Annotated in this window: 20 protein-coding genes; 14 read left to right on the top strand and 6 right to left on the bottom strand. The window is 61.5% G+C overall.

Features of this window, described 5'->3' with window-relative positions; genetic code table 11:
- Window positions 1-152: 152 nt before the first annotated feature.
- The gene (locus tag GOQ25_RS06975; protein WP_160349727.1) at window positions 153-1,304 is read right to left on the bottom strand and encodes an aromatic ring-hydroxylating dioxygenase subunit alpha; all 1,152 of its coding nucleotides are present in this window, start codon (window positions 1,302-1,304) and stop codon (window positions 153-155) included.
- Between the two features lie 188 nt (window positions 1,305-1,492).
- Window positions 1,493-2,551, bottom strand: a complete 1,059-nt coding sequence (locus tag GOQ25_RS06970; RefSeq protein WP_160349726.1) for an acyltransferase — start codon at window positions 2,549-2,551, stop codon at window positions 1,493-1,495.
- 274 nt (window positions 2,552-2,825) lie between these two features.
- Between GOQ25_RS06970 and GOQ25_RS06965 the strand changes: the two genes are divergently transcribed.
- From GOQ25_RS06965 to GOQ25_RS06920, 10 genes are all read left to right on the top strand, one after another.
- Window positions 2,826-3,092 (top strand): exodeoxyribonuclease VII small subunit, encoded by a 267-nt coding sequence (locus GOQ25_RS06965; protein WP_160349725.1) that lies wholly within the window; start codon window positions 2,826-2,828, stop codon window positions 3,090-3,092.
- 6 nt (window positions 3,093-3,098) lie between these two features.
- Entirely contained in the window at window positions 3,099-4,010 is a 912-nt protein-coding gene (locus GOQ25_RS06960; RefSeq protein WP_160349724.1) for a polyprenyl synthetase family protein, read from the top strand.
- Window positions 4,011-4,018: 8 nt separating this feature from the next.
- Window positions 4,019-5,908, top strand: coding sequence for a 1-deoxy-D-xylulose-5-phosphate synthase (gene dxs / locus GOQ25_RS06955; RefSeq protein ID WP_160349723.1), 1,890 nt, complete (start codon window positions 4,019-4,021; stop codon window positions 5,906-5,908).
- Window positions 5,909-6,038: 130 nt separating this feature from the next.
- A complete protein-coding gene (gene folE2, locus GOQ25_RS06950) occupies window positions 6,039-6,833 on the top strand; it encodes a GTP cyclohydrolase FolE2 (protein WP_160349722.1) in 795 nt (264 codons plus the stop codon).
- A gap of 231 nt (window positions 6,834-7,064) precedes the next feature.
- On the top strand, window positions 7,065-7,442 hold the full coding sequence (rpsF, locus tag GOQ25_RS06945; RefSeq protein ID WP_160349721.1) for a 30S ribosomal protein S6: 378 nt from the start codon (window positions 7,065-7,067) through the stop codon (window positions 7,440-7,442).
- Between the two features lie 36 nt (window positions 7,443-7,478).
- Window positions 7,479-7,802: a primosomal replication protein N gene (priB, locus tag GOQ25_RS06940; RefSeq protein ID WP_160349720.1), complete on the top strand. Its 324-nt coding sequence runs from the start codon at window positions 7,479-7,481 to the stop codon at window positions 7,800-7,802.
- A gap of 75 nt (window positions 7,803-7,877) precedes the next feature.
- On the top strand, window positions 7,878-8,150 hold the full coding sequence (gene rpsR, locus GOQ25_RS06935) for a 30S ribosomal protein S18 (protein WP_012249960.1): 273 nt from the start codon (window positions 7,878-7,880) through the stop codon (window positions 8,148-8,150).
- A 15-nt stretch (window positions 8,151-8,165) separates the two neighbouring features.
- Complete coding sequence (gene rplI / locus GOQ25_RS06930) at window positions 8,166-8,621, top strand: 50S ribosomal protein L9 (RefSeq protein ID WP_160349719.1); 456 nt, start codon at window positions 8,166-8,168, stop codon at window positions 8,619-8,621.
- Window positions 8,622-8,693: 72 nt separating this feature from the next.
- The gene (locus tag GOQ25_RS06925; protein WP_160349718.1) at window positions 8,694-9,530 is read left to right on the top strand and encodes a hypothetical protein; all 837 of its coding nucleotides are present in this window, start codon (window positions 8,694-8,696) and stop codon (window positions 9,528-9,530) included.
- Window positions 9,531-9,705: 175 nt separating this feature from the next.
- Window positions 9,706-11,079, top strand: a complete 1,374-nt coding sequence (locus tag GOQ25_RS06920; RefSeq protein WP_160349743.1) for a replicative DNA helicase — start codon at window positions 9,706-9,708, stop codon at window positions 11,077-11,079.
- 60 nt (window positions 11,080-11,139) lie between these two features.
- Here the strand turns inward: GOQ25_RS06920 and GOQ25_RS06915 are convergent, their stop codons facing one another.
- Window positions 11,140-11,955, bottom strand: coding sequence for a BPSS1780 family membrane protein (locus tag GOQ25_RS06915; RefSeq protein ID WP_160349717.1), 816 nt, complete (start codon window positions 11,953-11,955; stop codon window positions 11,140-11,142).
- Between the two features lie 14 nt (window positions 11,956-11,969).
- On the bottom strand, window positions 11,970-12,938 hold the full coding sequence (locus GOQ25_RS06910; protein ID WP_160349716.1) for a homoserine kinase: 969 nt from the start codon (window positions 12,936-12,938) through the stop codon (window positions 11,970-11,972).
- Window positions 12,939-13,097: 159 nt separating this feature from the next.
- Here GOQ25_RS06910 and dusA point away from each other — a divergent pair, with 159 nt between their 5' ends.
- The gene (gene dusA / locus GOQ25_RS06905) at window positions 13,098-14,087 is read left to right on the top strand and encodes a tRNA dihydrouridine(20/20a) synthase DusA (RefSeq protein WP_255448222.1); all 990 of its coding nucleotides are present in this window, start codon (window positions 13,098-13,100) and stop codon (window positions 14,085-14,087) included.
- A 12-nt stretch (window positions 14,088-14,099) separates the two neighbouring features.
- Here the strand turns inward: dusA and GOQ25_RS06900 are convergent, their stop codons facing one another.
- Together GOQ25_RS06900 and GOQ25_RS06895 are read right to left on the bottom strand one after the other, a co-directional pair.
- Window positions 14,100-14,570: a CBS domain-containing protein gene (locus GOQ25_RS06900; RefSeq protein ID WP_160349714.1), complete on the bottom strand. Its 471-nt coding sequence runs from the start codon at window positions 14,568-14,570 to the stop codon at window positions 14,100-14,102.
- Complete coding sequence (locus GOQ25_RS06895) at window positions 14,564-15,913, bottom strand: YihY family inner membrane protein (protein WP_160349713.1); 1,350 nt, start codon at window positions 15,911-15,913, stop codon at window positions 14,564-14,566. Before GOQ25_RS06895 ends, GOQ25_RS06900 begins: the two co-directional genes overlap by 7 nt.
- Before the next feature lie 49 nt (window positions 15,914-15,962).
- On the opposite strand from GOQ25_RS06895, the gene GOQ25_RS06890 reads away from it, so the two are divergent.
- The 3 genes from GOQ25_RS06890 to aroC all read left to right on the top strand — a co-directional run bounded on the left by GOQ25_RS06890 (window position 15,963) and on the right by aroC (window position 19,127).
- Entirely contained in the window at window positions 15,963-16,340 is a 378-nt protein-coding gene (locus GOQ25_RS06890; protein WP_160349712.1) for a DUF2069 domain-containing protein, read from the top strand.
- Between the two features lie 64 nt (window positions 16,341-16,404).
- A complete protein-coding gene (locus GOQ25_RS06885) occupies window positions 16,405-17,937 on the top strand; it encodes a YdiU family protein (RefSeq protein WP_160349711.1) in 1,533 nt (510 codons plus the stop codon).
- A gap of 128 nt (window positions 17,938-18,065) precedes the next feature.
- Window positions 18,066-19,127 (top strand): chorismate synthase, encoded by a 1,062-nt coding sequence (aroC, locus tag GOQ25_RS06880; RefSeq protein WP_160349710.1) that lies wholly within the window; start codon window positions 18,066-18,068, stop codon window positions 19,125-19,127.
- Window positions 19,128-19,146 lie beyond the last annotated feature (19 nt).

Below are 19,146 nucleotides of genomic sequence, written 5' to 3'. Positions count from 1 at the left end.
ACCCATCTGGACTCCAATTTCCACACGCGGCGCCGCCGCGCCTGAGCGGTCCTTCAAAAACAAACCCCCGGCAAAAACCAGGGGTTTATCAACAGCCTGAGGCGTCTCTTCCGAGACGCCCTTTTGCACAAACCCTCACTGGTACACACGTATCAAGGCTGCGTTTCCTGCATGACCCGCCGATACCACTCATGGAAATGCTGCATGCCATCTTCCATGGGCGACTGATACGGCCCGGCTTCATTCACGCCGCGCAGCATCAGGGCCTTGCGACCGGCATCCATGCGTTCCGCGATCTCGTCGTCTTCGACTGCGGTTTCCATGTAGGCCGCGCGTTGCGCTTCAACGAACTCACGCTCGAACGCGGCGATTTCCTCGGGATAGTAGAACTCGACCACGTTCACGGTTTCTTGCGGGCTCTTGGGATAGAGCGTGGACAAGACCAGCACGTGCGGATAGAGCTCGATCATGTGCGTTGGGAAATACGTCACCCACACCGCGCCAAAATCCGGCGCATCGCCGCCACGGAAATCCAGCAGGCGATCGTGCCATTGCTTGTACACATCCGAGCCCGGTTGAGCCAGCGCTTTGTGTACGCCCACGCGTTGCAGGCTGTACCAGTCGCCGAATTCCCAGCTTAGATCGTCGCAGGTGACAAACCGACCAAGCCCGGGATGGAACGGCCCGACGTGATAATCCTCGAGATAGACCTCGATAAAGGTCTTCCAGTTGTAATTGCACTGGTGAATCTCGACGTGATCCAGCACGTAGTCACCGAAATCGAACTCTGGACGCGCAAACAAAGGCGCCATATCCGCTGCAGCGTCGCGCGGGCCTTCAAACAGCAGACCGTGGCAGTCGCGCAAACGATATTTCTGCAAATTCATGCAGGGTGTTTGCTCGAACTGAGGCGCGCCCAACAACTCGCCTTGGTTGTTGTACGTCCAACGGTGCAGGGGGCAGACAATATTGCCTCCCGTGCTCTTCAGATTGCCGTGCGTATTGCAGTGGCCCGTGACATTACCTGCCTCGCCGCCCAGCATCAAAGCCTGGCGGTGACGGCAAACATTTGAGATGAGCTCGACGCCATTCTGATTGCGAACCAGAACGCGCCCTCCGTTCTCTTGGGGCAACGTGCGCCAATCGCCGACCTCGGGCACCAATTTCTGGTGGCCGACGTATAACGAGGATTGACTGAAAATGAGTTCTTGCTCGCGCTGGAAGCGGGCTTCGTCAAAATACGCGCTGACGGGCAGCTGGGTGCGAGCCGGCATTACATGCGCCATCCGACCAATGTCGGTCATGATTCCCTCCGCTCGGATAAAAAAGCCAGGACGGGTAGGGTTACCGTGCTGGCGCGAAGAAAAATCGGTCCGGCCGATCAAACCCTGGAGTTTACCCTATTCGGCCTCTGCAAGGGAAAACATCGGCAGGAATCTCGTTTAAACGATAAAGAGCGGGGATACCAGCCTATGCCAATATGTGGGGCCATCTACACCAGCTTACGCGTAGTTGGGTGTTGTCGCAGCAGCCAGCATGCCGCGGCAGATAAAGCGAACACGCTGAACGCCTGCACCGGCAAGCTCCAGGCGGCATGCACGCTTGTCTGGGCGCTCGTACGCTGAGCGATATCCAAAAACACGGGATGAATCAGATAGATCCCGAACGTCAGCGGCGCCAGCATCGAGAGCGCGGGCAGCCTCGTCATCGTCATGATGCATTGGAAGGCCGCCAGCGACATCGCCAACACGGTCAGGCTGAAATAGTCATAGAAATAGAAATTAAGCCCGACATGATCCGACAACCAGTACACACCGGCTGCCGTGGCGGTGACGGCGCCCGCCAGCACCCATCCGGGGCTCGGAACGCGCAGCTCGCCGTCGAACATCATGCGCCCCGCGATGAAATAACCCAGGTAAGGCACGAACCAGGTCAAGAAAAAACCATGTCCTGTGTCCATCATCTGCCGATACAGGGCGTCCAGGACGGCGATTCCGAAGAGCCCCGCGAGATACCACGCCCGGGCGTTCTTCGTCCCACGATGATAGAGCGTGCGTACGAGCGGGGTGATTAGATACAGCCCCATGATCATGTACAGATACCACAGGTGATAGTACGGCTCGCCTTGAGCGATCTTGGTCGGCCAGAACGAAATGTCGATTTGGCCGTCATCGAGCCATCCCAGCAGGGAGCGCCACGCCAGATAAAACAGCGTCCAAAAGACCAGCGGCGCGCAGATACGCGCAGCGCGGCGTAGATAAAAGGTCTGCGGATCCAGCGGCTTGCGGTTGTCCAGCATCAGCGCGCCGCTCACCATGACAAACACCGGCACGCACCAACGCGCCGCCGAGTCATAGAGGTTGGCGGCCACCCAATCGCCACTGGCATAGGCGTCGGGGTCCGAGACCGCTTGCGCGGCGCAATGCAACAGCACAACCGCCAAGGCGGCGATCCACCGCGCGGCGTCCAGGCGCGCCAGCTTATCGTTCACCGACAATGTGGTTGAGGTCGGTGCCGCTGGCAAGAGGGCGTCATTTCCGGTTCTATGCATGCGATTACCATAGCAGTGCTCGTGCCCGACGATGTTTCCAGGCGTTAACCGGCGAATGCAAACGCAAACAAAATCCTCATCTGGCGAGGCCTGGGCACGCTAGTTGCGATACGGCGGCGCGTTATGGGACGGCTCGACAGGAATCTGGATGCCCTGGTGATATAGGCCCCGCCGCGCCCACCATGATTTCGAAACCCGCGTGCCCAGGCGGTCGAGCTTCGTGATCTCGTACAATTCACCCTTAGACGACTTTTTTCCGCGTTCGGAGTTCCGCTTGGCCATTTCCCCGCACACCGATTCCCCTCAAGACGATCGCCCTTTGCCGCAAGATTTCGAGACGGCGCTGGCTGAGCTTGAAACGCTGGTGGCTGCCATGGAAGGCGGTTCCTTGCCGCTCGAGCAGTCGCTGGCGGCTTATCGCCGGGGCGTGGAACTCACGCGCATTTGTCAGGAGCGTCTGACGCAAGCAGAGCAACAGGTGAAAGTCCTCGAAGGCGGTCTGCTGCGTCCTTTAGACCCCCACGCGCTGGATGAAGAATAAACCGCAATGACCCAACAACATCTCGCGTTTACCGACTGGCTGCAGGGTAGAGCGCAGCACGTCGAATCGGTACTTGACGAGTACCTGCCCAGCGTAGACACGCCGCCGGCCCGTTTGCACGAAGCGATGCGCTACGCGGTGCTAGGCGGCGGCAAGCGCGTGCGCGCGGCACTGGTATATGCGGCGGGGCAGGCGTGTCAGATCAGCGGCAATACGGTCGCGGTCACCGCCTCGCTGGACCGCGCGGCCGCGGCCGTTGAGCTGATTCATGCGTATTCGCTCGTCCATGACGACTTACCTTGCATGGACGATGATGTGCTGCGGCGCGGCCGGCCCACGGCCCATGTGCAGTTTGACGAAGCCACCGCCATGCTGGCCGGCGACGCCTTACAGCCGCTCGCCTTCGAACTGCTGGCCGAAATGCCGATCGCGCCCGCTTTGGTCGTCCAGGCCTCGCGCGCCCTGGCGCAAGCTGCCGGCAGTTTGGGCATGGCGGGCGGGCAGGCGATCGACCTGCATAGCGTTGGACACACGCTCTCGCGCGACGAGCTGCAAACCATGCACACCATGAAAACCGGCGCGATGCTGGCCTGCAGCGTGGCGCTGGGCGGTATCGTCTCGGGCGCCAGCTCGGCCACGCGCGCTGCGCTGGACGACTACGCCGCGGCGATTGGCCTGGCGTTCCAAGTTGTTGATGATATTCTCGATGTGACCGCCGACACTGCCGATCTCGGTAAGACCGCGGGCAAGGACGCCGCGGGCAACAAGCCCACGTACGTGTCTTTATTGGGGCTGGATGACGCCCGTGCCCTGGCCGAAGAATTGCGCACCGCCGCGCACGCGGCATTGCTCCCGCTGGGAGACAGCGCCTCGATGTTGGCCCGACTGGCCGATTACATCGTACTCAGAGATCGCTAATACCGAGCATGACGACAGACATTCTGGACCGTATCCACAGCCCGGCCGATTTGCGCCAGCTTGACCGCCGTGACTTGAAAGTCCTGGCGCAGGAGCTGCGCGGCTTCGTGCTGGAATCAGTATCCAAGACGGGCGGCCATTTGTCGTCGAATCTGGGTACCATCGAGCTCACGCTGGCCTTGCACCGTGTATTCGATACGCCGCACGACCGCATCGTATGGGACGTGGGTCATCAATCGTATCCGCACAAGATCCTGACGGGCCGGCGCGCCGCCATGGCGAGCTTGCGTCAAGCCGGCGGTCTCTCGGGTTTTCCGAAGCGTAGCGAATCCGAATACGACGCGTTCGGTACGGCGCACTCGTCGACCTCGATTTCCGCCGCTTTGGGCATGGCGGTCGCCTCGCGCAACGCTGGTATCGATCGCCAGCATATCGCCGTGATCGGTGACGGCGCGATGTCCGCCGGGATGGCGTTCGAGGCCATGAACAACGCGGGCGTGACGCCTGACGTCAACTTGCTCGTGGTGTTGAACGACAACGATATGTCGATCTCACCTCCCGTGGGCGCATTGAATCGTTATCTCGCGCGGCTGATGTCCGGGCGCTTTTATGCCGCCGCCAAGAACGTCGGCCGGGCCGTCTTGCAACACGTGCCCCCCGTGCTCGAATTGGCGCGTCGCTTCGAGGGCCATGCCAAGGGGATGGTTACACCCGCGACGATGTTCGAGGAGTTGGGCTTTAACTATGTCGGTCCCATCGACGGTCATGACCTCGATGCGTTGATTCCGACTTTGCAAAACCTGAAAGCGCTGGGCGGCCTGCAGTTTGTGCATGTGGTCACCCGCAAGGGCCAGGGCTACAAGCTCGCCGAAGCCGACCCGGTGCTGTATCACGGCCCCGGCAAATTCGATCCGTCGGTCGGGATCGTGAAGGGCAAGGCCGCGACCCGCAAGACATTCACCCAGGTCTTTGGCGACTGGCTTTGCGACATGGCCGAGAAAGACGAACGCCTGGTGGGCATTACCCCCGCCATGCGCGAAGGCAGTGGCCTGGTGGAATTCGAACAACGCTTCCCCAAGCGTTATTTCGATGTGGGCATCGCCGAGCAACACGCGGTGACGTTCGCCGCGGGTCTGGCCTGCGAGGGGCAAAAACCCGTCGTGGCCATCTATTCGACTTTCCTGCAACGTGGCTACGACCAGCTGGTCCACGATGTCGCGCTGCAAAACCTGGATGTAACCTTCGCGCTCGATCGCGCGGGTCTGGTCGGCGCCGACGGGGCAACGCATGCCGGCAATTACGACATCGCCTATCTGCGTTGTATTCCCAACATGGTCGTCGCCGCGCCATCCGACGAAAACGAAGCGCGGTTGTTGCTGTCTACCTGCTATGAATATCCGGGTCCGGCGTCAGTGCGTTATCCGCGCGGCTCGGGCTGTGGCGCGACGATCGCTACCGATCTGCCGACTGTGCCGCTCGGTAAAGGCGTTTTGCGCCGCGAGGGCAAGCGCATTGCGATTCTAGGGTTTGGCACGCTGGTACAAGCGGCCTTGGCAGCGGCCGAAGCGCTGGATGCGACTGTCGCTGACATGCGTTTTGTCAAACCCATCGACCGCGAACTCGTGCTGGATCTGGCTGCGCGTCACGATGCGCTCGTGACGATCGAAGAGGGCTCTATCATGGGCGGCGCCGGCAGTGCTGTGACGGAGCTGCTCAACGAAGCGGGTGTCACCATTCCTGTTCTGCAACTGGGTTTGCCCGATCGATTCATCGATCATGGCGATCAGGCCGTCTTGCTGGCGGGTGTGGGGCTGGACGCGGCAGGCATCGAGCAATCCATACGCGCCCGGTTTGGCGACGATTCGGGGAACTCCTTGGGACAGGCCCAGGTCGAATAATGGCGATCGGGCGGCTTCGCTGACCTACTGATAAGAGGGTTATGCTGGGTCTGCCCGGCCTTTTGGGCGATAATTGCGCAATTGACATATTTCGGGGCGGAACCGACTTCCCTCGCCCTGACAGGAACTTATGAACTCTCCGATTGATTCCGCCCTGGTGATGCCTGATGTCCAGAGTTCGGCGGATACGCGGCACATCCCGATTCAGCGTGTAGGCATTCGTGGGGTGCGTCATCCCATGCTGGTTGCGACGGCCGCTGGCCCGCAGCCCACCGTGGCAAACTGGACCCTCACCGTGGCCTTGCCGGCCGAGGAAAAGGGCACGCACATGTCGCGTTTCGTGGCATTGTTGGAAAAATACCGCACTGTGCCCATGACGCCGGCGTTGTTCGCCACCATGGCGCGCGACATGCTGCCGCTTTTGCACGCGGAGCGTGGCGACATCACGGCGGCATTCCCGTATTTCGTCAACAAATCTGCCCCGGTTTCCGGCGTGCAGAGCTTGCTGGACTACGAAGTCCAATGGGTAGCCCGCGCGGCGGGTGATGAGGTCGAGTTCGAGCTGGTCGTACAGGTGCCGGTCACGAGCCTGTGCCCGTGTTCCAAGGCGATTTCCGAGTACGGCGCGCATAACCAGCGCTCGCACGTCACCGTGTCGGCCGTCCTCAACGCCGATGTCGAGATGGACCGCATCATTCGTCTCGTCGAGGACGAAGGTTCCTGCGAACTGTGGGGCCTGTTGAAGCGCCCGGACGAGAAATTCGTGACCGAGCGCGCCTACGACAATCCCAAATTCGTCGAGGACTTGGTGCGCGACGTGGCTGCCCGTGTGGCGGCGTTCCCGGGTGTGTCGCGTTACCGCGTCGAAGCCGAGAATTTCGAATCGATTCACAACCATTCGGCCTACGCTGTCGTAGAAGGCTGATGTTCCGGCGGGCACTTGCCCGCCAGATTATCGCGGTTGATGCCGGGCGTAGCTTGACGCTCGCGGCGTAACGGCGCGCTACCTATTGCGTGATGCGCGTAAATCGGCGATAATCGAAGGCTTTCTTGCTCGATTGCCCGGATATTTCGGGTGGCGGGCTGTCCCTTGGCGGGTGCTTTGCGCGGATTTTGGCGCGGGCGACCACCAAGACATCCTCAAGGAGTTTTACCTATGCGTCACTACGAAGTAGTGTTCATCGTCCATCCGGACCAAAGCGAGCAAGTGCCCGCCATGGTCGAGCGTTACACCTCGCTCGTGACCGGTCAGAGCGGCACCGTGCACCGCCTGGAAGACTGGGGCCGTCGCCAACTGGCTTACCCCATCCAGAAGCTCGTCAAGGCTCATTACGTTTGCATGAACATCGAGTGCGGCCAAGCCACGCTGGATGAGCTCGAGCACTCGTTCCGCTACAACGACGCCGTTCTGCGCCACCTGGTCATCAAGACCAAGAAAGCCCAGACCGCTCCCTCGATCATGATGAAGTCGGTCGAGCGCGAAGAGGCCCGCAAGGCCAGCGCCGAAGCTGCGGCGCCTGCTCAAGCTCAATAACCCGATAACACTGCTGTTATCACCACGACCTGGCGGATGAATACCCTGGAACTCAGTGCCCGCGTTCTCGAATGCGAGCCTTTGCGCCACACTCCCGCCGGCGTGCCAGCGCTGGAAATGCTGCTGGCCCACGAATCGGAAGTCATCGAAGCCGGCCATCCGCGCCGCGTCGAGCTGACGATTACGGCGGTGGCCCTAGGCGATTTGGCGCAACTGTTGGCCGGTACCCCCTTGGGGACCGAATTGCAAGTCCAAGGCTTTTTGGCTGCGGCGCGCAAGGACTCGGTAAAGGTCAAGCTGCATTTGCAGCGGGCCCGTCGAGTTTCCGGCAGTGCAGGGCAGGACCCGTTGGTGGCATAGCAGAGACGTCGGAACAGACACCAGATTACGGACCGGTGTAGAACACCCCGGCCCAGATAGACTAAGAGGCACATCATGGCTTTCTTCGGAAAACGCAAAGAAAAACGTAAATTCACGCAGCAGAACCCGCTGTTCAAGCGTCGTAAGTTCTGCCGCTTCACCGCCGCCGGCGTCGAAGAGATCGATTACAAGGATCTGGACACCCTGCGCGACTTCGTGCAAGAAAACGGCAAGATCATCCCGGCCCGTTTGACCGGCACCAAGGCTCACTACCAGCGTCAACTGGACACCGCTATCAAGCGTGCCCGTTTCCTGGCTCTGTTGCCTTACACCGACAACCACAACTAATCCGGGGTTACTGAAATGCAAGTCATCCTGCTCGAAAAAGTCCTGAACCTCGGCAACCTGGGCGAAATCGTCCGTGTGCGCGATGGTTACGCTCGTAACTTCCTGATCCCTCAGAAAAAGGCCCGTCGTGCTACCGACGCCGCTCTGAAGGAATTCGAAGCCCGCCGTGCCGAACTGGAAAAAGTCCAGGCCGAGAAGCTCGCCGCTGCTGAAGCGCTGGGCGCCCGTCTGAACGGCTACCAGCTCAAGATCTCGCAAAAAGCGGGTGTTGACGGCCGTCTGTTCGGTTCCGTGACCAACGCCGACATCGCTGAAGCTCTGCGCAAAGCCGATTTCGACGCTGTTGAAAAATCGCAGATCCGTCTGCCCAACGGTCCGTTGAAGGCCGTCGGCGAGTTCCCGATCCAAGTCGCGCTGCACCCGGACGTGGTCGTGGACGTGAACGTGGTCGTCGAAGGCGAAATGGCCTAAGACCTCGCGGTTAGCCCAAGAAAAAGCCGGCGCAGGTGCCGGCTTTTTTCTTGAGCGCGCGGATTTCGACAAATGCCCTCTACGTCGTTGCCAACCCACCATGACGCGCCACCGGGCCTGCAGGCCTGGCTCGACACCGTGGACGCCTCCAAGGAACCCTCCGTACGCGAGGTGACCATCGATGGCGTGCGCTGTGTCGTCAAGCGTAGACGACCCGGTTTGCTACGTGGATTGAGCTATGGGCTGCGGTATCTGCGTGCTTTCGGGCTCGCTCTGGGCAGCCTGATGTTCCTGGGCGAGTTCCCGCGCCCGTCGGTGCTGTTGCGCAATGGGTTGACGTACGAAGGTCAACGTCTGCGTCGCTTATCCGAAGCCGGTTGCCGGGTGCCGAACGTCTGGGCAGAAGGGCCCGGCTTGCTCGTGCTGGAACACGTTGGCGACGATATGGCCGACCTGATGCGTGCCGCTTTCGTCGAAAAGCGGCGCGAATGGGCACGCGGGATTGCCATCGATCTGGCGCAGTTTCATGACCAAGGGCACTGTCACGGCGGCGCACAGATCCGGAATGTGACGCTGCGCGACGGGCAATTCTGGCGCATCGATTTCGAGGAAAACATCGGCGAAGCGCTGTCGTTGCCGATGGCGCAGGCGTATGACCTCTACCAAATGATTTCTTCGCTGATGGGTCTGCGCAAGCTCGACGATCCGGACCCCGTAGGGCTGGGCGAGCTGATGCTGAATGCCTATTTCGAGGCGCGGCCGGCACCGCAGGTGCGCGCGCGTCTGCGGCGGTTGGCGCGGATCGTCTGCGGCTCGGCGTCGGTGCTACGCCCGATAGGCGGCCGATTGCGCGGACGTGATATTCAAGGTTTCTTTCGCGTCGCCGATACGCTGCGCGCGCTGTTGTAATCTTCCGGCCGTCCCTAAGGCCTTTTGCCAAGCGCATTGGGTTCTAACTGACTTATCATTGACACTGTTTGTCGCAGTGCTGCTGTCCTGTTCTGTTCCCTCGTTCTTATCCCGAATGCGTCTGCGCGCGGCACGACCGCTCACTGCTTGCTGATATTTGGCTTTCTCCATGTCATTGAATACACCCGCTGATCCCCAACTGGAATATCTCCGCGTTCCGCCCCACTCAGTCGAGGCCGAGCAGTCGGTTCTGGGCGGTCTGCTGCTGGACAATACGACCTGGGACCGTATCGCCGATGTGCTGGACGAACAAGACTTCTATCGGCACGATCACCGGCTGATTTGGCACCATATCGCGCGTCTGATCGGGCTGGCGCGTCCGGCGGACGTCATCACGGTAAACGAGTCGCTCGTCAGCGCCGGCAAGGCCGAGGATACCGGCGGTCTGGCGTATCTGAATGCGCTGGCGCACAACACCCCGTCGGCCGCGAATATTCGTCGCTACGCCGAAATCGTGCGCGAGCGCTCAATGCTGCGCAAACTGGTCTCGATTGCCGACGAGATCTCGGCCGCCGCGTTCAACCCGCAAGGCAAGGAAGCCCGCCAGTTGCTGGACGAGGCGGAATCCAAGGTGTTCAAGATCGCCCAGGAGGGCGAGAAGGGCTCGGCCGGTTTCCAAGAAATTCAGCCGCTGCTGACCCAGGTGGTCGAGCGTATCGACGAGCTATATCACCGTGATTCCGATTCGGATGTGACGGGCGTGCCGACGGGATTTGTGGACCTGGACAAGATGACCTCGGGTCTGCAGCCGGGCGATCTGGTCATCGTGGCCGGTCGTCCCTCGATGGGTAAAACCTCGTTCTCGATGAACATCGGCGAACACGTGGCCATCGAGCAGGGTCTGCCCGTGGCCGTGTTCTCGATGGAAATGGGCGCGGTGCAGCTGGCCATGCGTATGCTGGGCTCGGTCGGGATGCTGGATCAGCACCGCATGCGTACGGGTAAGCTCGTCGCCGACGATTGGCCGCGCGTCACGCACGCGGTGCAGTTGATGCAGGATGCGCAGGTGTATATCGACGAGACGCCGGCATTGAGCGCCATGGAAGTACGCGCCCGCGCCCGACGCCTGGCCCGGCAATGCGGCCAGCTCGGCCTCATCATCATCGACTATATGCAGCTGATGGCGGGTAATGGCGGCGGCGAAAACCGCGCAACCGAGATTTCGGAGATCAGCCGGTCGCTGAAAGGCCTGGCCAAAGAACTGAATTGCCCGTTGATTGCGTTGTCGCAGCTTAACCGCAGTCTGGAACAGCGGCCGAACAAGCGGCCGGTGATGAGCGATCTGCGCGAATCGGGTGCTATCGAACAGGATGCCGACTTGATCCTGTTTATCTATCGCGACGAGGTGTACAACCCCGATTCGCCAGACAAGGGCACGGCCGAAATCATTATCGGCAAACAGCGTAACGGCCCGATTGGTACGGTGCGTTTGACTTTCCAGGGTTCGAGCACGCGCTTCCTGAACTTCACGGGCGCACCCACCTACTAACGCGTGACTGCATTGCCTGCGCGGGCACACCGTGCCCGCGTCTGTAAATGACCGGGGAGTTCAACTTCCCGGTTGAGCGGGCTGATCTGGCCGCTGGTCCGACTGCGCGAGCGGGTCCTGAATATCGAACACCGTTGTATAGGCGGGATAGAAACTGCAGTACAGGACGCCACCGGCTGCGATGTTGAACGGGATCTGCAAGGTCCCCGCCAGCTCGGGCGACAGGCCGATACTGACCAGCACCCCGGCGCACAGATCGATGAACAGAAACACCAGCACCCACGTCGCGCCGTAGACCAGAAACGGCAGTTTGTTGCGCCAGCAGGCCACGCCCGAATAGAACAACGCCTGCGGCAAGCGCAGTCCATGCCAGGCGACCAGAATCGGGGTATGCCAGAACAGCGCGGCAATCACGAGGTAGGCGACGGCGAATAGAATCACCGGCACGCGCATGGCCTCCAGGAAGGGCGTTAAATCCTTTTCCATGGAGGCAACGCGCAGGCCTTCGGTCAATTCGCTCGAAAAGGGCAGGAAGGTCACCAGCCCGGCCGTGATGCTCAGGCCGGCATAGAGCGCACCCATCACCAGCAGTTTTTTCAGAAGGCCCGGCCGCGTCAAGGGTTGCGGCCACATCGATGGCAGCATCGTACGGCCGGCTTCGATGTGTCTGCATGCCGCCAGCGTCATGACGGTGATGATCGGCATCAGCGCCACGAACAGCAGCGGGCCGACGGGCGGGGTGAACGTCGCAAACATCACCAGCAGGCTGATGAACAGCGCCCAGGTGAACACGGCCAGGGGCTGCTTTTTGAACAGACCGAAGCCGTCGCGAACCCATTGCCAGCCATAAGATGCGGGTAAGGATGCTGCTTGCATAAGTCTCGTCTCGCTCAGGGCAACTCGGGCAAGGCCGCGCGGTGGCGCGCCTGCAACACGCGTTCGAAATGTCGCGGGTCATGGGGTTTTAGCGTCTGAGCCGGGCGCGGCAGGTAGTAGTCGTACAGCCGCGACAGCCAGAACCGCAGCGCGGCGGCGCGCAGCATCGTGGGCCATGCTTGCCGTTCGGCGTCCGTGAACGGACGCACTTCGGCATATGCCGCCAGCCATGCCTGGACGAGTTCAGGAATGAACAGGCCGGTCTCCCGTTCAATGCACCAGTCGTTAACGCTGACCGCCACATCAAAGAGCCAGGTATCGCAGCCGGCAAAATAAAAGTCGATGAACCCGCCCATGAGCGGATCGTCGAACGTGCCCGCGAACAGCACGTTGTCGCGAAACAGGTCGCAATGGGCAGGCCCGGACGGCAACGTCTGCCATGCCGGGTCTTGCGCGGCGCGCTGCTGCGCCGCCAGCTCATCATTGAGCAGCTGCGTTTGCGTGGGATCAAGGAAAGGCAGCACCTTGGGCGCGGTCTCGACCCACCAGGCCAGACCGCGCAGGTTAGGCTGATGGAGGGGAAAATCTTGCGCAGCCAAGTGCGCGCGGGCCAGCGTCGCACCCGTCAGCCCACAGTGCGCAGCACTTGGCGCGGGCTCGTATCCACCGGGCAAACGGGTCACGATGGCGCACGGTTTGCCATGCAGCGTCGTTAACCGGCTGCCATCGCGCAATGTCTGCGGCTGCGGCACCGGCACGCCGCGCGATGCCAGATGGTGCATCAGCTCGATGTAGAAAGGCAGTTGTGCCTGTGTGAGGACTTCGAAAATCGTCAACACATACTCGCCGCGCGTGGTCATCAGAAAATAATTGGTATTTTCGATGCCGGCGGTGATGCCGCGCAGCGACACCAGGTCGCCCAGATCGAATTGCGTCAATAGCGTGCGGGCGTCGGTATCGGAAACAGGGGTGAAAACGGCCATGGGTCAGCGAGTCAGGTTAGACGGCGGCAGGATAACGGTGATGCCGGCCGAAAGGGGCGCAGCAATTTTAGTCTACGTAATCGGATGCCAAGAGCGAACCGCCCGAGCAAAACAGGGATACACCGTAAAATACGTGATTCCCTTGCGTGTTTAGGTATGTTGAAGCCCTCCGACTGGCGGCTATGCGTCGCCCCGATGATTGATGTCACCGATCGCCATTGCCGTTTTTTTCACCGGCTCTTGGCGCCCCGGGCGCGTCTGTACACCGAGATGATCACGACCGGCGCACTGACGCACGGCAAGCTCGATCGGCACCTGGATTTTGACCCGTCCGAGCATCCCGTCGCCTTGCAGCTCGGCGGCAGCGAGCCGGCGGCGCTGGCGCGCGCGGCGAAGCTGGGCGAACAATGGGGCTATGACGAGATCAATCTGAATTGCGGTTGCCCGTCAGAGCGTGTTCAGCAGGGCGCCTTTGGCGCTTGCTTGATGGCCGAACCGGCCTTGGTCGCGGATTGCGTCAAAGCGATGCAGGACGCCGTGAGTGTCCCGGTTACCGTCAAGCATCGGCTGGGGTTGGACTATGACGAGTCCTATGCCTTCGTGCGCGATTTTGTGGGCGCGCAATACGACGTGGGCTGCCGCGTATTCATTGTCCATGCGCGCAACGCCGTGCTCAAGGGGCTGTCGCCCAAGGATAATCGCGAGATTCCGCCACTGCGCTACGACGTGGCGCGCCAGTTGATGGCCGATTTCCCGGATGCGATCTTTGTGCTGAACGGGGGCATCGCCGATGCCGACCAATCGGTGGCGGCCTTGGCGGATTTTCATGGCGTCATGTTGGGCCGTGCCGCATGGCATACGCCCCGGGTGCTGACCGAGGTGTCGGCCAGACTGTGGCCGGAGGATGCCATCGCCACGGATGCCGAGGTGGTGGAAGCCATGGTGGGATATACCGCGCAGCAAGTGGCGCGCGGCGTGCCGCTGCGGGTGATGACGCGCCCGCTGCTGGGGCTATTCAGCGCCCAATCCGGCGCACGCCGCTGGCGGCGCATGCTCTCGGATGCGGCGCGGCTGTCTTCCGACGACCCCGGCTTGATCCGTGAGGCTTGGCTGGGCATACAGCGAGCCGCTGGCGAAGCCGTTGCTTGAGGGTGTCCGGCGTTATTCCGACTTTGGCGCCTCGGGATCGGTGTCCGTGGGCCAGTCGCGGATATACGCCTTCAGCATATTGTTTTCGAACTGCTGAGCCGCCACGATGGCCTGCGCCATATCGTAGAAAGAAATCACGCCCATGAGGGTGGGGCCATCCATGACCGGAATGTAGCGCGCGTGCTTTTCCAGCATCAGGCGCTGCACTTCCTCGGCGCTGGTGTTGGGCGAAACGCTGACCGGCGCGTCGTCCATGATGGCGCGGATCGTGGTCTTGCCCCAGTCGCGGTCGGTGTGGTCGTGCAGATGACGAATGATTTCGCGAAAGGTCAGCATGCCCGTCAGCATGCCGGATTCCATGATGACCAGCGAGCCGATGTCTTGTTCGCTCATGGTCTGTACCGCCTGCGCGACAGGGGTATCGGGGGTCGCGGTGTAAAGGGTGTGCCCCTTCACGCGCAGGATTTCGCTGACTTTCAACATGATGCTTCTCCAGGGGGCGGCGGCCCCGATTTTATTGGTGTATTGGCGAGCGGCGTCGGCTGGGCGTCGGTGGCCATTTCCTTCGTTGGCCCGGCTCGCTCGAGCTGGTCCAGCGAGGGGGCAGGGGCTCCGGCCAGCGTGGCCGCCGCGATTTCGATGATCTGTGGCTGTTCGCGCAACCGGGGCTGCGCGCGGTCAATCAGAAAGTGGTCCACCACGGGCGCTAGGGAAATTTTACGAGGATCGCAGGCTAATACCCAACGGTCTTCCGCTGTGCGTGCGACCAGGCCCATATCTTCGAGCCTTTCCAGCACCAGGTTAAGCTCGTCCTGGTGCAGGTGCAGGCGGCGCGCCAGGGTGCTGGCGCGTTTGCCCGCCGGGCGGTGGCCTTGCGCGCGATTGAGCGCGCGCAGCACGGCTATCGCATCGATATACACGGCGCCAGGCTGACGTTGGATTTCCCAGCGGCCCATGCGGATCAGCGGTAAATTCGCCGCCATCGTCGCGCCGCACAACACGGCCAGCCACGATAGATAGATCCACAGCAGGAAAATCGGCAAGGTGGCAAAGGCACCGTAGAGCACGGTGTAAGTCGGAAAGCGCGCCACGTAATAGGCGAACGCGACCTTCATCAGTTCCAGCACGACAGCCGTGGCGAAGCCGCCCGCCAGCGCGTCGCGCCATACCACCTTGCGATTCGGCACCACGACAAACAAGGCGGCAAAGCCCAAGCCGGTGAGCACGACGGGCACGATGTAGAGAATCGCACTCATGATCTCCGGCACGTCGCGCACCAAGCCCAGCGATTCGCGGGCGACATAAGAGGTCGCCCAGAGGCTCGCGCCCGCGACCACGGGCCCCAGCGTAATCACCGCCCAGTAAATCAGCGCGCGCTGCGGCAGCGGCCGCTGGCGTGTTACGTGCCAGATATCGTTAAAACTCTTGTCGATTGTCATGATCAACAAGATTGACGTGACGATCAGGAAACCGCCGCCAATGGTCGTCAGTCGCGTCGCCTGGCGCGCGAACTGATTCAGGTAGTTCATGATGTTGTCCGACACCGAGGGCGGCATCAGACTGGTTTCCAGAAAGTGATCGAGCGCGAGGCGGAATTCCTGGAAAACCGGAAAGGCGGTGAACAGTGACAGCACCACGGCCAGCATGGGGACCAAGCCCAGTACGGTGGTAAACGTCAATGCCGAGGCGACCTGCAGCAAGCGTTCTTCCGCCGCCCGGTGCGCGGCAAACTGCAGCATTTTGCCGGCGCGCGACCACCACCGCATGTGCGGCGTAGTCGTGGCGGCGGGCTGCGTGACAGCGGGTGGCTCAGCGATGCGGCTCATCGGGCGATAATAGCAGTTCGAATGGCGTTTTTTATGGGCAAAACCCGGGATGAATGCTGAATTGAACCCTCGTTTCCGATGGACGGCCTCGGTCTCGTTGCTGGCTTTAATCGTGCTGTGCGTCGCCTGGGAAACCGTGCTCGCGCCCATACGGCCGGGGGGATCCTGGTTATTGCTCAAGGCGTTGCCGCTGGCGTTCCCGCTGCGAGGCGTGTTCAAGGGCAATGTCTATACCTATCAATGGGCATCGATGCTGGTGCTGCTGTATCTGATGGAAGGCGTAGTGCGGGTCATGTCGGACCCCGCGCCCGTGTCCGCCGCGCTAGCGGGCATGGAAGTTGCCCTTTCACTCATATTCTTCATTTCGGCGCTTTGCTACGTACGACCCGCCAAGCGCGCGGCGCGCATCCAGCGATCGGCTTCTTAACACGCAGACCCGTTCGGCTGCCGCGAGCCTGACCCTGTACTTTTCGTTGACGGATTTCTCGACTATGACTTTATCCACCTCGGGGCTGCATGACGACCTGAGCCAACTACGGCTGGACAACTCGTTTGCGGCGCTACCGTCAACGTTTTATACACGGCTGCAACCGCAGGGCCTGACGCAGCCGCGTCTGCTGCACGCCAACGAGCAGGCGGCCGCCCTGATCGGGCTATCGCCGCGTGCGCTGCAATCGGAAGCGTTTTTGCGGGTGTTTTCCGGCCAGCAGCCGCTGCCTGGGGGCGATACGCTGGCCGCCGTCTATAGCGGCCACCAGTTCGGCGTCTGGGCCGGCCAGTTGGGCGACGGCCGGGCACATTTGCTCGGTGAGGTGATCGGACTCGAGGGAAACTGGGAATTGCAGCTAAAGGGCGCGGGCATGACCCCGTACTCGCGCATGGGCGATGGACGCGCCGTGTTGCGGTCGTCCGTGCGGGAATATCTGGCCAGTGAGGCCATGTACGGGCTGGGCATCCCTACGACGCGTGCGCTAGCGTTGGTGGTCTCCGACGATCCCGTGCAGCGCGAAACCGTAGAGACCGCCGCCATCGTCACGCGCATGGCGCCGAGCTTCGTGCGTTTCGGGTCATTCGAGCATTGGGCCTCGCGCAAGCAGCCCGACGAACTGCGCACGCTGGTTAATTACGTGATTGACCGGTTTTACCCGGAATGCCGACAAACGCCCACGGGGGAAACCGCGGACGAAAAGGGCGCCATTCTGCGTTTTCTGGATGAGGTCACCCGGCGCACGGCGTTGCTCATGGCTGATTGGCAAGCGGTGGGCTTCTGCCATGGTGTGATGAACACGGACAATATGTCGATCCTGGGGCTGACCTTGGATTACGGCCCTTATGGTTTCATGGACACGTTCCAGCTTGACCATATCTGCAATCACTCGGATACCCAAGGCCGCTACGCGTGGAACCGTCAGCCCTCGGTGGCGCTGTGGAACCTCTATCGGCTGGCTAGCAGCCTGCACACGCTGGTGCCGGACGGCGACGCGTTGCGCGCGGTCTTGGATCGCTATGAGGCCCAGTTCATTCAGGCGTTTCACGCGCGGATGGCCAAAAAGCTCGGCATTCAGCACTGGCGGCCCGAAGATGAGGCGTTGCTCGATAGCCTGCTCAAGCTCATGCACGATCAGCGTGCTGATTTCACGCTGACATTTCGCCGGCTCGCCGATGCGGTTCGTGGTCAGACCCAAGGGTTTCAGGATCTGTTTATCGATAGAGCGGCCGCGCAAGCCTGGTATGAACAACTGGCCGCGCGCCATGCCGAAGATCCGATCGCAGAGGAATCGGCAGCCGACGACGCCCCGGCCCAAATTCGGGCGAACGCCATGGACGCCGTCAATCCGCTTTACGTGCTGCGCAATCACTTGGCCGAACAAGCAATCCGCGCGGCCAAAGAGGGTGACGCCAGCGAAATCGAAACCTTGCTGACCCTCTTGCGCGATCCCTATCGCGCCAAGCCCGGCTATGAGTCCTACGCTGCATTGCCGCCCGACTGGGCGGGGGGAATCGAGGTGAGTTGCTCGTCGTGAACGGCCGGGTGCGTATCGCCTGCGCGCATTCACATCCGCTGCCGATTGTCACAGCTGCTCGTCAATACCACGCCCGCGTGATGTCATAATCGGGCCTGCCCCTTAATGCTTCCTGACTCCTTTCGTTTATGTCCGGCAACACACTCGGTACCCTCTTTTGCGTCACCAATTTCGGTGAATCCCATGGTCCGGCCATTGGCTGCGTGGTGGATGGCTGCCCCCCGGGGCTCGCCCTGGATGCCGCCGATATCCAAGCCGAGCTCGATCGTCGCCGTCCCGGTACGTCGCGCCACGTGACGCAACGCCAGGAGGCCGATCAGGTCGAGATTCTGTCCGGGGTCTATCAGGGACGCACCACCGGCACCGCTATCGCGCTCTTGATTCGCAACACGGATGCGCGCAGCAAGGACTATTCGAACATCGCGGATACGTTCCGCCCGGGTCATGCCGACTTTACCTACACGCGCAAATACGGCCTGCGTGACCCCCGCGGCGGTGGCCGTTCGTCCGCGCGGCTGACCGCGCCCACGGTGGCCGCCGGCGCCATCGCGAAGAAATGGCTGGCCGAACAACATGGCATCCGGATCCGTGGCTATATGAGCCAGCTTGGACCGATCAAGATTCCCTTTGTCTCCTGGGACGATGTGCCGGGTAACCCTTTTTATGCGCCGAACGCGGCCATTGTGCCGGAGCTGGAGGCCTTTATGGACCAGTTGCGCCGCGACGGCGATTCGATCGGTGCGCGCGTCGAGGTGATCGCCGAAAACGTGCCCGTGGGCTGGGGCGAACCCATTTACGACCGCCTGGATGCTGATATCGCCCACGTGATGATGGGCTTGAACGCGGTGAAGGGCGTGTCCATCGGCGCGGGCTTCGATTGCGTCACGCAGCGTGGTTCGGAGCATGGTGACGAGATCACGCCCGATGGGTTTATCGGCAACCAAGCGGGTGGCGTGCTGGGCGGCATTTCCACCGGGCAGCCGCTGACGGTGTCGCTGGCGATCAAGCCCACTTCCAGCATCCGCGTCGAGCGGCGCTCCATTGACAGCAATGGGCAGCCCATCATGGTGCAAACGCTGGGCCGGCACGATCCCTGCGTCGGGATCCGCGCCACGCCTATCGTCGAAGCCATGTTGGCGCTAGTGTTGATGGATCACGCGCTGCGCCATCGCGCGCAGTGTGGGGCCTGATCGGATCATTCGCCACCCC

The organism is Bordetella sp. 15P40C-2 (genome assembly GCF_009763235.1).
GTDB lineage: Bacteria > Pseudomonadota > Gammaproteobacteria > Burkholderiales > Burkholderiaceae_B > Bordetella_A.
This window is presented reverse-complemented; position numbering and strand designations above follow the sequence as displayed.

What these genes read in the sequence shown, in the direction of transcription:
- GOQ25_RS06975 (WP_160349727.1), bottom strand. Translation starts at nt 1,304, where the DNA reads ATGACCGACATTGGTCGGATGGCGCATGTAATGCCGGCTCGCACCCAG.
- GOQ25_RS06970 (WP_160349726.1), bottom strand. Translation starts at nt 2,551, where the DNA reads ATGCATAGAACCGGAAATGACGCCCTCTTGCCAGCGGCACCGACCTCA.
- GOQ25_RS06960 (WP_160349724.1), top strand. Translation starts at nt 3,099, where the DNA reads ATGACCCAACAACATCTCGCGTTTACCGACTGGCTGCAGGGTAGAGCG.
- dxs (WP_160349723.1), top strand. Translation starts at nt 4,019, where the DNA reads ATGACGACAGACATTCTGGACCGTATCCACAGCCCGGCCGATTTGCGC.
- folE2 (WP_160349722.1), top strand. Translation starts at nt 6,039, where the DNA reads ATGAACTCTCCGATTGATTCCGCCCTGGTGATGCCTGATGTCCAGAGT.
- rpsF (WP_160349721.1), top strand. Translation starts at nt 7,065, where the DNA reads ATGCGTCACTACGAAGTAGTGTTCATCGTCCATCCGGACCAAAGCGAG.
- priB (WP_160349720.1), top strand. Translation starts at nt 7,479, where the DNA reads ATGAATACCCTGGAACTCAGTGCCCGCGTTCTCGAATGCGAGCCTTTG.
- rpsR (WP_012249960.1), top strand. Translation starts at nt 7,878, where the DNA reads ATGGCTTTCTTCGGAAAACGCAAAGAAAAACGTAAATTCACGCAGCAG.
- rplI (WP_160349719.1), top strand. Translation starts at nt 8,166, where the DNA reads ATGCAAGTCATCCTGCTCGAAAAAGTCCTGAACCTCGGCAACCTGGGC.
- GOQ25_RS06925 (WP_160349718.1), top strand. Translation starts at nt 8,694, where the DNA reads ATGCCCTCTACGTCGTTGCCAACCCACCATGACGCGCCACCGGGCCTG.
- GOQ25_RS06915 (WP_160349717.1), bottom strand. Translation starts at nt 11,955, where the DNA reads ATGCAAGCAGCATCCTTACCCGCATCTTATGGCTGGCAATGGGTTCGC.
- GOQ25_RS06910 (WP_160349716.1), bottom strand. Translation starts at nt 12,938, where the DNA reads ATGGCCGTTTTCACCCCTGTTTCCGATACCGACGCCCGCACGCTATTG.
- GOQ25_RS06900 (WP_160349714.1), bottom strand. Translation starts at nt 14,570, where the DNA reads ATGTTGAAAGTCAGCGAAATCCTGCGCGTGAAGGGGCACACCCTTTAC.
- GOQ25_RS06895 (WP_160349713.1), bottom strand. Translation starts at nt 15,913, where the DNA reads ATGAGCCGCATCGCTGAGCCACCCGCTGTCACGCAGCCCGCCGCCACG.
- GOQ25_RS06890 (WP_160349712.1), top strand. Translation starts at nt 15,963, where the DNA reads ATGAATGCTGAATTGAACCCTCGTTTCCGATGGACGGCCTCGGTCTCG.
- GOQ25_RS06885 (WP_160349711.1), top strand. Translation starts at nt 16,405, where the DNA reads ATGACTTTATCCACCTCGGGGCTGCATGACGACCTGAGCCAACTACGG.
- aroC (WP_160349710.1), top strand. Translation starts at nt 18,066, where the DNA reads ATGTCCGGCAACACACTCGGTACCCTCTTTTGCGTCACCAATTTCGGT.